A 13,015-nucleotide genomic window follows, 5' to 3' on the forward strand; every position below is an offset into this window, starting at 1 on the left:
AGAGTGTGTTCAAAAAATTTGGTCACTCCAGAGAAAAAAGCACTTCCGGTCGCTGTCTCAATCGTGAATTTGAATTTATTAATTGGTATTTTCACGATTTCAAAGGCGAACACTCCGTTCCTCCAGTTGTTTCTTTCTCTTACGTTTAACTTTTTGAACACCCACTGCTCTCTTATGTATATTCGCATCCTGAATCATTTAGCAGTGATTCATCATTCGGGACAAGAATGACCAGTGGAAGCGATATCTTGTTTGTATTACAATAGGTACATACATGAAACTTAAACTTTCTGACTCTTGAAGGGAGCGTGCAGTTCGTGAAAACGACTATACATGCGACAATTGACGCCAACGCAGAGCGTCTTAAACAAATATCTCGTTTTATTGGGGAAAACCCAGAGCTTGGTCATGAAGAATTTAAAGCTTATGAGAAATTGACGAAAGAACTCGAATATCAAGGATTTGACATTGAACACGCGGTACTCGATATTCCAACGGCATTCATTGCAACTTACAAATCTTCTAAACCAGGACCTACTATCGCGTTTCTTGCCGAGTTCGATGCATTGCCTGATCTTGGACATGCTTGTGGTCACCACTTGATCTGTACAATGAGTATCGGAGCAGCAATTGGCCTCAAATCTGTAATTGATGAAATTGGCGGTACAATTCGCGTATACGGAACGCCTGCTGAAGAGACGAAAGGTGCGAAAGTACCGATGGCAGCTGCTGGACTGTTTAAAGATGTCGATGCTGCGATGATGGCACATCCTTATTACACATACGAGCGCTCCGGTGAATCCTTAGCAATCGATGCGATACAATTCGAATACAGAGGAAAGCCTGCTCACGCAGCAGCTAGTCCACATGAAGGCATTAACGCACTGGATGCAGTATTGCAACTATTTAACTCCATAAATGCTCTGCGCCAGCAACTACGTAGTGACGTTCGGATTCACGGTATTATTGCAGAGGGCGGTAAAGCGGCGAACATCATTCCTGACTATGCCGTAGCTCAATTCTACGTTCGTGCAGGCACACGTGCTTACACGAATGAAGTTGTGAAGAAGGTGCTTGCTTGCGGAGAAGGTGCAGCTCTTCAAACAGGTTGCACGCTTGAGACTAGCAATTATGAATACTCTTATGACGAATTGTTGACGAACAAAACATTATCCGATGCATACGAGCGTAATCTCGCTGACTTCGGCATTTCAGAAGATCAGATTGAAATTGGCAAAGACCACGGATCACTTGATCTAGGTAATGTTTCGATCTACTGCCCAACGATCCACCCTTATATGAAAGTTGTGAGTGAGAAGCATCTGCTTCATACGAAAGAGTTCCGTGACCTTGCGATGCTGGACCAAGCATTCGATGCGATGATCTTAACGGGTAAAATTCTTGCATCCACGGCTTATGATGTAATTACACAGCCTGAATTACTTGCTTCCATGAAAGCGGAGTTTGAGAAAGCGCTAGCTGTTAAGTAATCATCGCTTGTTCAAAAAGATTGATCACTACAGAGAAAAAAGCACTTCCGGTCGCTCTCTCAATCGTAAAATTTGAATTTATTTAATGGTTGTTTCACGATTTCAAAGGCGAACACTTCGTTCCTATAGTGCATTTTTTCTCTTCCGTTTAAACTTTTTGAACACACTCACCAAAATAAAAGACGTGCAAGCCATCTGGCCAGCACGTCTTTGTTTATACCGCACACTTCTACGTCGCTTTTTTCGCGATGGGTACGTGGTCGGTGATGTCTTCTTTTTCCTGAGAACGGATAAATACGGCTACACCAACTAATAGTAATAAGCCTGCCGCAAACTGAACAGGTGTAATGCTCTCCCCTAATAAGAAGAATGCAAGAATCGTTGCACCAAGTGGTTCTCCCAGCACGGCCATGGACACTGTTGTCGCGGACATATACTTGAGCAACCAATTGAATACATAATGTCCGAATAAGGTTGAAACCACCGCGAGTAAGAAGAATAATCCCCACTCATCCGCTGAATAATCGAATAGTGGATAACCTACCGCGACACTATAGACACCAAGAACGAACGCTCCAATTAGAAAGACGCACATCGAGTATACATAGGCAGACATATGCGCCCGTAGACTTTTCCCAATGATCATATGCACCGCAACGGCTATCGTACCAATGAAAGACAGGAGATCACCTTTAAGAGCATCGCCTGAGAAACGGAAATCACCCCATCCAATCAAGATTGCACCGAACATAGCCACCGCCATTGCCACGATCGCTGTTCGACTTACTTTATGACGAAACACCCAGAATGAACCCGCCATTACAAGCACAGGCTCAAGTGTTAAGATTGCGGTTGATGAAGCAACCGACGTCCAGCGCAAGGACTCCATCCAGAATAAGAAATGCAAACCGAGCATAAGCCCGGACATAAATAGTGAGAAATAAGAACGCAGCGAGATACGACGAAACTCAGGTAAGTACTTGTAGATAAACGGTAACATAATGAGAACAGTAATCAGCAAACGATTCATCGCAATAACAGGTGCAGGAGCTGCCGACCATTTGACAAAAATAGCAGAAAACGAAATTGCAATAATCCCAACCACAAGCATGAGAGACAGCGATACAGGTGGTTTCTTCACAAGATTCATGGTGTACTCCTATCTGTTTCTATAATATCTGAAAAATGAATTATTAATTGCACTCAATAAAAAAGACTCCATAAGGAGTCAGACACTACTTCATGTAAGCTAAGCAGTTAGTTCAAGACAGCCGTCATGTGCTTTACAGTGATGGACCAATGCGAAGTGTTCCATACGCAATGCTTTTTATCGAAATACAAAATTTGCGGTGAAGCATGTTTCACTTGCAAATCTTCAGCGATTTGATTCGATACAGGGCGGGATTCGATAACCTTCACAAAGTAGTAAGCTACATCTGTGTTCGGTGTACCTTCTAAATATTGCTCATATTCTTCAAGTGCAGAAGCTGATACCGGGCATGTTGTGCTGTGCTTAAAAACAACAATTCCCTTATTATCAAACTCCTGCAACAGAGTATTCCATTCTTCAAGCGTCGTAATTTCTTGATAGGTCATTATGTAACCTCTCCCCTCTAATAGCTCCCTCTAGTATAGATAAAGATAGCTGTAAAATCCATGTATTTTTAATGGATTTATCTTAAGAACAGCGCTCCTGCAACAAGTGCTGCTAGAATTCCCCAGATCACGCTAATTCCCATGTATTGTACCATAATAAAAAATCCGACTGCGATTAAAAATGGCACATAGTTCACAACGCCGGTGCTTGGCTCAAATACGTACTTCGCATATTCATAGGCAAGCATTGCCATCATAACGAAGATCACGGGCTGAATCCCGCGAATCATCCCTTTAATAACCTGATTGTTCTGCAGCTTGCTCATCATAAAGACGAGTGCAATCATAAGTAAGGCTGTAGGAAGTACAACAGCTCCAAGTGCAATTAATGCACCTCCCCAGCCTGCTACCCGATAACCTACATAAGCCGCAAGCTTCGTAGCAATCGGTCCTGGTAGCGCATTCGAGAATGCAAGAGCCTGACCAAATTCATCCTTACTTAACCATTTGAAATTTTCTACAACTTCGTGTTCATACAAAGGAATGATAGATGGTCCTCCACCATAACCGAGCAGTGTCGATCTACCAAACCCCAAGAACAGTCCCCACAGTTTCATTAACATCGCTCAAGTACCTTCTCTCTTCTCAAGCATTTGTTCTTAGCATACACCAATCGAAGAATAATCGACAACCAAATAAACCCATACACCCTTATGTTTCAGCTGGTAATAGGGATTGCGTCACTTGTATAAATTCCTTCGCGGCATAGGATAAATAGCGATCTTTCCCCCATATGAGTCCAAGATGCCAGGGGATATTCGGTTTGACTAGCGGTATAAGTTTAATATTCTCTTTGTCGAGCAAAGTGCAGATCGTCTCGGGTAAGAACGAGATACCAAGCTCTGCCGAGACCATTTTTCCAATAAAATCCCACTGCGAGCTCTTGCACACAATATCCGGCGTAAAGCCCATATGCGCACACAAATTCAGAATGATATCATGCAGCGCAAAGTCTTCCGAGAGCATAATGAACGATTCTTGACTGAGCTCACTCAGCGTAATCTGCTCTCGACTTGCAAGTGGATGATTGGAGTGGGTCAACACCATCAGATCATCTTGAAAGAACGGAAACACCTCGAACTTCGATATATCTACTGGCAAAATGGCAACACCTAAATCCAAGCTTCCTTCGTGGATCGATTCAGTCACTTTCTTCGCTCCCGCTTCAATAATTTGGATCTTAATCGCAGGATATAGTTGATGAAACTTTGCTATCACTTTCGAAAAGAAAATCGAACCAATCATCGGCGGCAAGCCGAGACGAATCGAACCTTTTTGCAAATGAATGACTTCAGACAATTCCGTAGGTACATTATGAAAAGCATCGAGCACCTTGTTCGCTTGATCAAGTAATACTTTTCCAGCATCGGTTAGGACGACACGCTTACCTTTTCGATCAAACAATTGAATGCCCAGCTCATCTTCGAGATCACGCACCATTTTGCTAATCGTCGGTTGACTGACGTGCAGATGTTGGCTTGCTTTCGTAAAACCGCCTTTCTCAGCGACTTCTTTAAAATACATCAAATGATGAAGCTCCATGAATGTTCGCCTCTTATCTATAGATAGAATGCATGGATAACATGCGATCTATATATTTTACCTCATACATAGATCCATGTATACTTGAGTTACACACAGAGGAGATGACATCTATGAGAAAGTTTTTGATCGGTACAGGACAGGTTATTCTGTTCTATATCTTCTGGCTGATTGGCGATTATATTGTCACAGCGCTAAATTGGAAAATTCCCGGCGCATTCGTTGCGATCGCAATCGTATTCGCCTTACTACATTTCCGCGTATTGAAGTTAGAATGGCTGGAACTCGGTTCGCAGTGGTTGATTGGTGAAATGCTTATCTTCTTTATTCCTGCCGCTATTGGGATTGTTAACTATGGCGAGCTTGTTCGCTCCTATGGCTTGCAATTCATAATTATTATCGTACTTAGTACGATAATCGTGATGGGAATTACCGGCAAGATCACGGAGTTACTAGTCAAATACAGAGGAGGCATGAATTCATAATGATGGCCATCCTTTACTTGGCGCTAACGATTGCAGTTTATATCATTTCGAAAAAAATATACCAACGTTGGTCGTACCCGTTCTTCTCACCCGTCATTCTATCCATGATTGGCATTATAGCAATTCTGAAATTAACGCATTTGGATTATACAGAGTGGATGACAGGTAACATCTGGCTTTCCAAGATGTTAGGACCTGCGACCGTCGCGTTCGTCGTACCCTTATATAAATTCGCTCCACTTATTAAGAAGCATTTCATTGAAATTATTAGTAGTCTTGTGATCGGCAGCTTTGCGGCGATTGTATCCACAGTCATGCTTGGGAAGTTGATGCACCTTGATCCTTCGATCTTAAAAAGTATGGCACCGCGTTCGGTTACAACACCGATTGCAATGGATATATCTCAGACGATTGGCGGCATACCGAGTATGACAGCGATCTTCGTCGTGATTACAGGTCTTACAAGTGTGATTGGTCCGTTCTTGATTCGACATATGAAAATTAAATCTCAGCTTGCCAAAGGTACATTACTTGGTATGGGCGCACATGGGATGGGAGCGGCACAAGCATATGCAATTGGATCTGTAGAAGGTTCGGTATCCAGCTTATCGATCATTATTGCAGGCGGTTCAACACTAGCATTAGCACCACTTGTAACTGCATGGTTGTAGGGCGTTGATGTAGTGCCCTGTATGCCATGCACCATATCGTACATACAAAGAAGCGACCCGAATGAGAGGATCGCTTCTTTTTTTATTTGTTCATGTCTTTCCTTCTATTGCACAATGCCACTTAATACTCGCTTCATGTACATTCTCCGAGCGACGAAGAAGTAGGCAAGCTGCATCAAGATATAGATCCCCACTACTGCAATTCCGAAGTAGATCGTATTGTCATTCCAGATGTTGCTCAGTGCTTTCATTGCGAATAACATATGTACCGCACCTACGATACAAGGAATGATGAAGAGTGCCGCCGTCTGCATCGTTAAAACACGTGAAATTTCTTGAATCGGCATTCCGATCCGAGATAAGGCATCGAACTGTCTACGGTCTTCTTCAAGCTCCGTGAACAATTTGAAATATAACATGGAGCCAGAAGCGATGAAGAATAAGATAGAGACGAATAAGATTGGCACATTGGATATCGTACGAATTTGTCTAAGATGCGGATGCACCTGTATAAATTCTTTCTTCAAATCACGAAACTCCGTCGCGCGAATAGCTTCATAGCCGAATTTACGGAGCATTTCTTGTAAAATTACAGCAATTTTCTCTTCATCTTCAACAATTAAAATGCGATACATCTTACTCCCCCGCTACCTTTAGTAAACTTTCATTTTTGTTATACTAGTGTTACGATAAGTGATAAGTACAATCAAGACAAGGGCTTTGGCGGCAAACATTTGTGACAAGATGTATCAAACCGTGGAATCGTAGGACATAATCAAGATAGCACTCCCACGGAAAGGACGCATGAACCATGATGAAAAAGCTTGTTTGGACAGCAATATGGATGATTGTTGTTGGCGTCGTAGGCATGCTCTTCTATGGGTTTCAATTTGATGAAGAAGAACCCGCTGTTCCCTATGAATTGAAGTGGGCATTTAATGCAGATGAACTCGATCAACTTGTTATTAATAGCAATTATGGATCTGTTATTCAATTCACAAAAAGTACGGACGGTACAAATCATATTGAAATTAAAGGCAATGCGCCAAGTAAAGCGATCAATCAAATTAAAAGCTCAACCATCTCTAACAAAAAATTAGAAATTAACTCGAAAGTCGAGAAGAACATCGGATTACTCCACGTTCAGTTAACCGAAACCTCACTTCACCATCAAATTACGGTGTCTTTATCTGACAAAGCAAAGATTGATAATCTGAAGGTTTCAGCGGATAACGGCAATGTCGTGCTCAATAACGTCACTGTTCGCAATGCAGAGATCCATACCGCACTTGGTGGGGTGACTCTTAGCAATTTAACGACGAATACAGTAAGAGCAGAGACCGATATGGGGATGATTACAGGGAGTAAGATTAACGGCAGATTGTATGCCATTACTGGAAGTGGTAACGTAGACATCGATCATATGTCTGGAGATTCCATTATCCTAACCAAATCTGGCGAGGTTAACTTATTCCAAGACTACGTAGCTTCTGCTCAAATCGGAACTTCAGTTGGTAATGTAACAATCAGTTTACCTAGCCGCTATTCAGGAAGGTTTGACTTAAAGACAAATCTGGGTCAAATCAAAGAACCCAAGACAACAGGTGAATCGGACCAGTTAATTAAAGTCGTCTCTGATGTGGGAAACATCACGGTCATCCAAAGATAAGGTGGTAAAGATGAATAAAAGGAATAACCTATCTCTCCCCCGATTAATTGGCTTTATCGTATTCCATATCATTTTCACGCTGCCAATCTGTCTGATCATGCTTGCACTTTACTTCATTCTAGGACTCATGGCACTTATAGCAACGAGCGCTCCACTTATTGCAATTATTGACTTTATGCTCGCGGGTGTATATTCAGGGTCAGAATTTTTCCTATCGATTACGATATGTGGGTTTGGTATCCTGCTCTTAATTGCGGTTTATCTCTTAATGCGCCCAATACGACGTCTATGCCGACGTTATTATATATGGAATTTGCGTACCTGGTTTCGTCCGCGCTAAAGCAAATGAAAACTCCCTTCAACCATGAACAATTCGTTCTTGGCAAAGGGAGCTTTTTTTCATATCAAGAGTCTGGATTGGAATCTTCTGATTCGGAGTCTGATTTAGTATTTGAAGAGACTATAGAAATCTTCTCTACCATATCGTTCAATTGTGTAATCAAGTCCTTCGTTACTTCATCCCGATTCACTTCATTGAGTGTTTCGTGACGAGCATCGGGGTACAACTTGTAAGTTAGATTCGTTATACCTAGTGATTTGTATCGCTCTACTAAATCAAGAATACCTTTACCATTAAACCCAACTGGATCTTTATCTCCTGCAAAAATATACACAGGCTTATCTCGTGGAATTAGCTCCATATTCTTACGCTTGTGTAATTGTTTCAGCATTGTGAAGAAATCACGGTAGAACGATGCAGTAAATACAGCCCCTGTCATGGGATCATCTACGTATTGATCGACTTCTTCTTCGTCACGAGTCAGCCAATCAAACTCCGTACGGGTTGGTTTAAAGCCACTGTTGTACTTCCCGAATGTTAATGAGTTTAGCAGGATACTACGGTGATTTTCTCCCTTACGCTTCGCTTGGTTACGTGCGAGCAAGGTGCCAAAGAATAATTGTACGGCAGATTGCTTGCCACCTGTACCAGATAAGATAAAAGCATCGACTTGATCTGGATAGGTATACATATAATTTTGCACCAAAAAAGATCCCATCGAGTGCCCCATCAGAATAAGAGGCAAATTAGGATGCCTTTCTCGGATTACTTCAGATAATTGTCCTAAATTATGTACCAACCAATGAAATCCGTCATACCCAACAAAGCCATAGTCATCCGAGGAATGAGCGGTACGTCCATGTCCTCGATGATCATTCGCATATACAATATATCCTTCAGCTGTAAGCGCCTCTGCAACCCTCACATAGCGCCCTGCATGTTCAGCCATACCATGGGCCAATTGAACGACTCCAATAGGACTCACGTCATGGTTTGGTTTCCAGCAATAGACGAATATATCATTATTTTGTGGGTCCATAAATGTAAATTTTTCTGTTATCATCGAATTTAAACCTCGCATTCTGCATATGTTTCTTCATCATTTTACCACAAATACGCAGAATTAGGATGGTAATTCCTTCTTAAACAAGAAAGATTACCCTTGTGCTTAGCTGCTTCGCTCTCGTTAGGCAATACATCACGAAACAGCAAGCCGCAAAGGATTGTTATGCTACAGTGACTAATTGTTATCGAACACTTCGGATTAACGTGGGGGGTGTCACCTTAGCGTGTTTGCATGTGTTCTCAACAGAGCCTGATTTCACTTCATTAAACACATAGACCCGATGAATAAGCACATACACTTCACTGCCAAGTTCAAGCTTCATTTTCTCCAAAGACCGATACGCAACAAGCGTATGATCCCGTACCTCAAGCTCAATTTGCCAACTTGTTCCACGGAAACAAACATTGCGAACAATGCCTCGCTCTGCCGCATGCAGACACGATATTTCTTCTTCACTGCCTATTTCGACGAACTCAGGGCGAATGATCGCATCACCTTCAACACTCTCGAATCCGCGTAAATATGAAATATCACCGAGTACAGTCGAATCGCCAATAAATGAAGCGACGAATGGTGTCATTGGATTTTTATAAATCTCATAAGGACTACCCTTCTGCACGATTTCCCCATGATTAATGATCATAATCTCATCTGCGACCTCAATGGCTTCCTCTTGATCATGTGTAACAAAAATCGTCGTGATGCCCACACGTTCTATTGTCTCTTTCAGCCAACTGCGCAGCTCTTTGCGCACCTTAGCATCAATGGCAGCGAACGGTTCATCTAACAGCAGTACACTAGGTTGTGGTGCTAATGCACGAGCAAAAGCTACCCGCTGTTTCTGTCCACCAGATAGCTGGTGCGGCAATCGTTTGTCCAGCCCAGATAATCCTGTTAGCTCTAATAACTCGTGTACCCGTGCCTTAATTTGCTCTTTGGTACTTTTTTTCACACGTAGCCCAAATGCAATATTCTCAAACACATTCATATGCTTAAACAACGCATAATTTTGAAATACAAACCCGATCTGGCGCTGCTGCGGTGTTAAATCGTTGACCCTTTGCCCTTCAAAATAAATATCTCCAGCGTCAGGACGTTCCAAACCCGCAAGCATACGGAGCATCGTCGTCTTCCCGCCCCCGCTCGGCCCAAGAAATCCGATTAATTGACCCTTCTCTATCTCAAAAGAAACATCTCTTGCTGCTTGGAACCCCCCAAAGCTCTTACGCAGAGACCGGACTTCGATCTGCATCTAACGTTCCCCACTTTCTTTGTGAATTCCATTACCATGATATTTCCATTCAAATATACTTTTCACGATTAATGTTAGAACTGCCAACATCACAAGGAGTGAAGCAACCGCGAATGAGGCAGCAAATTGATATTCGTTGTACAAGATTTGTATATGCAACGGAATCGTATTCGTCAACCCGCTAATATGTCCTGATACAACAGAAACAGCACCAAACTCTCCCATCGCCCTTGCATTGCACAAGATGATACCGTATAACAGTCCCCATTTAATATTAGGAAGTGTCACTCGGTAAAATATACGCCAGCCCTTAGCCCCAAGCGATGCGGCAGCCTCTTCTTCTTGCGTACCCTGAGATTGCATGAGAGGAATTAATTCACGAGCAACTAGTGGACTTGTAACAAAGATCGTCGCAATCACCATACCCGAGAGCGTGAAGATAATCTGAATGTTATGGTCAGCAAGCCATGGCCCGAACCAACCTTTTCCACCAAATAGAAGGATGAAGACAAGCCCTGCAATAACCGGCGACACGGCAAAAGGTAAATCGATCAACGTCAGCAAGATACTTTTTCCACGAAATTTGAACTTAGAGACAAGCCAAGCTGCAGATAAACCGAACAGAACGTTCATCGGAACCGCAATGACTGCTACAGTAAGCGTCAAACGAATCGCTGCAAGAGCATCAGGATCAATCAAGGATTGCAGATAAATCCATATTCCTTTCGAGAACGCCTCAATAAATACCGTAAGGAGTGGCAGTACCAAGAGCAGAACTAAGAATAACAAGGCAATACCGATTAATATCCAGCGGACAACGGGTGACTCACTTAAGTGAGGGCGTCTAACAATCGGTGTCATTCGAAAATCTTTCGACATTTGATCCTGCATAGCCGCCCCCTAATTGATCGTAACGCGCTTATTCGCACGCCATTGTAAGTAATTACCAAACAATAACAATAAGAATGAGAACACGAGCATTACAAGTGCAATTGCTGTTGCACCTGGATAATCGAACTGCTCAAGCTTTGTCATGATAAACAGAGGTGTAATCTCTGTCTTAAGCGGCATATTCCCTGAGATAAATACAATTGACCCGTATTCACCTATTCCTCTTGCAAAGGCTAAAGTGAACCCCGTTAACAACGGTGGAATTAATGAGGGAAAGATGATTCGGGCGAATGTCCGCAGCCTTGAAGCACCTAAACTTACGGCTGCCTCCTCGACCTCCATATCGAGCTCTTGAATGACAGGCTGCAACGTTCGTACAACGAACGGGATTCCAATAAAGGTGAGCGCTACGATAATCCCAAGCGGTGTAAATGCTACATGAATCCCCAGGGGTTCAAGCACTTGACCGATAAATCCATTCTTGGAATAAAGCGTCGTTAACGCAATTCCTGCAACTGCAGTTGGAAGCGCGAACGGCATATCGACAAGCGCGTCGAGTATCCTTTTGCCTGGAAAAGAATACCGTACAAGCACCCATGCCACGATAAATCCAAATACTGCATTAACAGCTGCTGCAATGAGCGCTGTGCCAAAGCTCAGCTTATACGAAGCCACAACTCGATCACTTGTCACGGTCTGCCAAAAGTCGGCCCAAGACATCCCAGAAGTTGTAATAAACACGGTCGAAAGCGGAATCAACACAATCAAGCCTAAATACAACAAGGTAAAACCAAGAGATAAATTAAAACCGGGTAAAATTGAACGTCTTTTTACACGCACTGCCATACATCACGACTCCTTGCTCGCTTACTTCGCTAACTTATAAATGGAATCAAATACCCCATTATCGCTAAAATGTTTCTTCTGCACTAGATCCCATCCGCCTAAATCTGGATCATCTATGCGAAACAGTGGAATGCTTGGGAACGTTGCACGAAATTGCTCCACAACCTCAGGCATCGTTGGCCTGAAATAATGCTCTGCCGCAAGGGTCTGACCCTCTTTGGTGTATAAATATTGCAAATACGCTTCAGCGACCTCACGTGTGCCTTTCTTATCCACGACTTGATCGACAACAGCAACAGGTGGTTCTGCCAGAATAGACATGGACGGCAGCACGATCTCATAATCGTCCTTGCCTACATCCTTGGTCGTTAACATCGCTTCATTCTCCCAAGTAATCAGCACATCCCCGATTCCTTGCTCAACAAAAGTCGTTGTAGAGTCACGAGCTCCTGTACCAAGCACTTTGACATTCTGATACAACTTCGTCACAAAGTCTTTGGCTGCTGCTTCGCTTTTGTTACTCGTCTTGAGTGCATAACCCCATGCTGCCATATAGTTCCAACGTGCTCCCCCTGAAGTTTTCGGATTCGGTGTAATGACTTCAACTCCCGGCTTAATCAGATCTGGCCAATCATGGATCTCTTTGGGATTCCCTTTGCGCACTAGAAATACAATCGTTGAGGTGTAGGGTGCTGACCGATCAGGTAACCTCGATTGCCAATCTCCTTGGACTAATCCCACTTTCTTGAGCTGATTAATATCATTCTCTAGTGCAAGTGTCACTACATCTGCCTGCAACCCGTCAATTACCGTCCTTGCCTGTTTCCCTGATCCTCCGTGCGACTGTCTAATGACAACATCTTGACCCTTTAACTGCTTCCAATATGCTTCAAAAGCTTGATTATAGTCCCGATACAGTTCTCTTGTCGGATCATAGGATACATTGATTAACTCGACTGGCTGCGTAGATTGGGAAGGTGATGATTTCCCACATGCCACCATCGTCATCATCAAGACTAGAACTAGCACGATCACGATCCATCTCTTTCCATTACATGCACCAAGATTCATTCTCCTGATCATCAACACCCCCTTATGTATTTCATG

The 13,015-nt window shown here is 43.0% G+C and carries 15 protein-coding genes; 5 read left to right on the plus strand and 10 right to left on the minus strand.

The features are described 5' to 3' along the window. Positions 1-317 precede the first annotated feature (317 nt). Positions 318-1,490, plus strand: coding sequence for a M20 family metallopeptidase (locus NV379_RS01555; protein WP_258205502.1), 1,173 nt, complete (start codon positions 318-320; stop codon positions 1,488-1,490). A gap of 229 nt (positions 1,491-1,719) precedes the next feature. Here the strand turns inward: NV379_RS01555 and NV379_RS01560 are convergent, their stop codons facing one another. From NV379_RS01560 to NV379_RS01575, 4 genes are all read right to left on the minus strand, one after another. After that, entirely contained in the window at positions 1,720-2,640 is a 921-nt protein-coding gene (locus NV379_RS01560; RefSeq protein WP_258205503.1) for a DMT family transporter, read from the minus strand. Between the two features lie 107 nt (positions 2,641-2,747). Then, the gene (ytxJ, locus tag NV379_RS01565; protein WP_258205504.1) at positions 2,748-3,086 is read right to left on the minus strand and encodes a bacillithiol system redox-active protein YtxJ; all 339 of its coding nucleotides are present in this window, start codon (positions 3,084-3,086) and stop codon (positions 2,748-2,750) included. Between the two features lie 77 nt (positions 3,087-3,163). Then, positions 3,164-3,709: a chromate transporter gene (locus NV379_RS01570; RefSeq protein WP_258205505.1), complete on the minus strand. Its 546-nt coding sequence runs from the start codon at positions 3,707-3,709 to the stop codon at positions 3,164-3,166. Positions 3,710-3,797: 88 nt separating this feature from the next. Beyond that, a complete protein-coding gene (locus NV379_RS01575; RefSeq protein WP_258205506.1) occupies positions 3,798-4,688 on the minus strand; it encodes a LysR family transcriptional regulator in 891 nt (296 codons plus the stop codon). Positions 4,689-4,801: 113 nt separating this feature from the next. Between NV379_RS01575 and NV379_RS01580 the strand changes: the two genes are divergently transcribed. Then, positions 4,802-5,173, plus strand: a complete 372-nt coding sequence (locus NV379_RS01580; protein WP_258205507.1) for a CidA/LrgA family protein — start codon at positions 4,802-4,804, stop codon at positions 5,171-5,173. Further along, positions 5,173-5,844 (plus strand): LrgB family protein, encoded by a 672-nt coding sequence (locus NV379_RS01585; protein ID WP_258205508.1) that lies wholly within the window; start codon positions 5,173-5,175, stop codon positions 5,842-5,844. The genes NV379_RS01580 and NV379_RS01585 overlap by 1 nt, the downstream gene beginning before the upstream one ends. 104 nt (positions 5,845-5,948) lie before the next feature. On the opposite strand, the gene NV379_RS01590 is transcribed toward NV379_RS01585, so the two are convergent. Next, positions 5,949-6,479: an FtsX-like permease family protein gene (locus NV379_RS01590; RefSeq protein ID WP_258205509.1), complete on the minus strand. Its 531-nt coding sequence runs from the start codon at positions 6,477-6,479 to the stop codon at positions 5,949-5,951. Between the two features lie 176 nt (positions 6,480-6,655). Between NV379_RS01590 and NV379_RS01595 the strand changes: the two genes are divergently transcribed. Both NV379_RS01595 and NV379_RS01600 read left to right on the plus strand, forming a co-directional pair. Beyond that, positions 6,656-7,513 (plus strand): DUF4097 family beta strand repeat-containing protein, encoded by an 858-nt coding sequence (locus tag NV379_RS01595; protein ID WP_258205510.1) that lies wholly within the window; start codon positions 6,656-6,658, stop codon positions 7,511-7,513. A 10-nt stretch (positions 7,514-7,523) separates the two neighbouring features. Continuing rightward, positions 7,524-7,853: a DUF1700 domain-containing protein gene (locus NV379_RS01600; RefSeq protein ID WP_258205511.1), complete on the plus strand. Its 330-nt coding sequence runs from the start codon at positions 7,524-7,526 to the stop codon at positions 7,851-7,853. A 64-nt stretch (positions 7,854-7,917) separates the two neighbouring features. On the opposite strand, the gene NV379_RS01605 is transcribed toward NV379_RS01600, so the two are convergent. From NV379_RS01605 to NV379_RS01625, 5 genes are all read right to left on the minus strand, one after another. Continuing rightward, the gene (locus NV379_RS01605; RefSeq protein ID WP_258205512.1) at positions 7,918-8,916 is read right to left on the minus strand and encodes an alpha/beta hydrolase; all 999 of its coding nucleotides are present in this window, start codon (positions 8,914-8,916) and stop codon (positions 7,918-7,920) included. Positions 8,917-9,100: 184 nt separating this feature from the next. Next, positions 9,101-10,171, minus strand: a complete 1,071-nt coding sequence (locus NV379_RS01610; RefSeq protein ID WP_258205513.1) for a sulfate/molybdate ABC transporter ATP-binding protein — start codon at positions 10,169-10,171, stop codon at positions 9,101-9,103. After that, entirely contained in the window at positions 10,172-11,062 is an 891-nt protein-coding gene (cysW, locus tag NV379_RS01615) for a sulfate ABC transporter permease subunit CysW (RefSeq protein ID WP_258205514.1), read from the minus strand. A 9-nt stretch (positions 11,063-11,071) separates the two neighbouring features. After that, positions 11,072-11,908, minus strand: a complete 837-nt coding sequence (gene cysT, locus NV379_RS01620) for a sulfate ABC transporter permease subunit CysT (RefSeq protein WP_258205515.1) — start codon at positions 11,906-11,908, stop codon at positions 11,072-11,074. 21 nt (positions 11,909-11,929) lie between these two features. Beyond that, a complete protein-coding gene (locus tag NV379_RS01625) occupies positions 11,930-12,991 on the minus strand; it encodes a sulfate ABC transporter substrate-binding protein (RefSeq protein ID WP_373426063.1) in 1,062 nt (353 codons plus the stop codon). Between the last annotated feature and the right edge of the window lie 24 nt (positions 12,992-13,015).

This window comes from Paenibacillus radicibacter, from assembly GCF_024721995.1.
Lineage (GTDB): Bacteria > Bacillota > Bacilli > Paenibacillales > NBRC-103111 > Paenibacillus_AM > Paenibacillus_AM radicibacter.

Coding starts and splice junctions, on each gene's coding strand:
- NV379_RS01600 (WP_258205511.1), top strand. CDS start 7,524: ATGAATAAAAGGAATAACCTATCTCTCCCCCGATTAATTGGCTTTATC.
- cysT (WP_258205515.1), bottom strand. CDS start 11,908: ATGGCAGTGCGTGTAAAAAGACGTTCAATTTTACCCGGTTTTAATTTA.
- cysW (WP_258205514.1), bottom strand. CDS start 11,062: ATGCAGGATCAAATGTCGAAAGATTTTCGAATGACACCGATTGTTAGA.
- NV379_RS01590 (WP_258205509.1), bottom strand. CDS start 6,479: ATGTATCGCATTTTAATTGTTGAAGATGAAGAGAAAATTGCTGTAATT.
- NV379_RS01580 (WP_258205507.1), top strand. CDS start 4,802: ATGAGAAAGTTTTTGATCGGTACAGGACAGGTTATTCTGTTCTATATC.
- NV379_RS01605 (WP_258205512.1), bottom strand. CDS start 8,916: ATGATAACAGAAAAATTTACATTTATGGACCCACAAAATAATGATATA.
- NV379_RS01625 (WP_373426063.1), bottom strand. CDS start 12,991: ATGATCAGGAGAATGAATCTTGGTGCATGTAATGGAAAGAGATGGATC.
- NV379_RS01585 (WP_258205508.1), top strand. CDS start 5,173: ATGATGGCCATCCTTTACTTGGCGCTAACGATTGCAGTTTATATCATT.
- NV379_RS01575 (WP_258205506.1), bottom strand. CDS start 4,688: ATGGAGCTTCATCATTTGATGTATTTTAAAGAAGTCGCTGAGAAAGGC.
- NV379_RS01560 (WP_258205503.1), bottom strand. CDS start 2,640: ATGAATCTTGTGAAGAAACCACCTGTATCGCTGTCTCTCATGCTTGTG.
- ytxJ (WP_258205504.1), bottom strand. CDS start 3,086: ATGACCTATCAAGAAATTACGACGCTTGAAGAATGGAATACTCTGTTG.
- NV379_RS01595 (WP_258205510.1), top strand. CDS start 6,656: ATGATGAAAAAGCTTGTTTGGACAGCAATATGGATGATTGTTGTTGGC.
- NV379_RS01610 (WP_258205513.1), bottom strand. CDS start 10,171: ATGCAGATCGAAGTCCGGTCTCTGCGTAAGAGCTTTGGGGGGTTCCAA.
- NV379_RS01570 (WP_258205505.1), bottom strand. CDS start 3,709: ATGTTAATGAAACTGTGGGGACTGTTCTTGGGGTTTGGTAGATCGACA.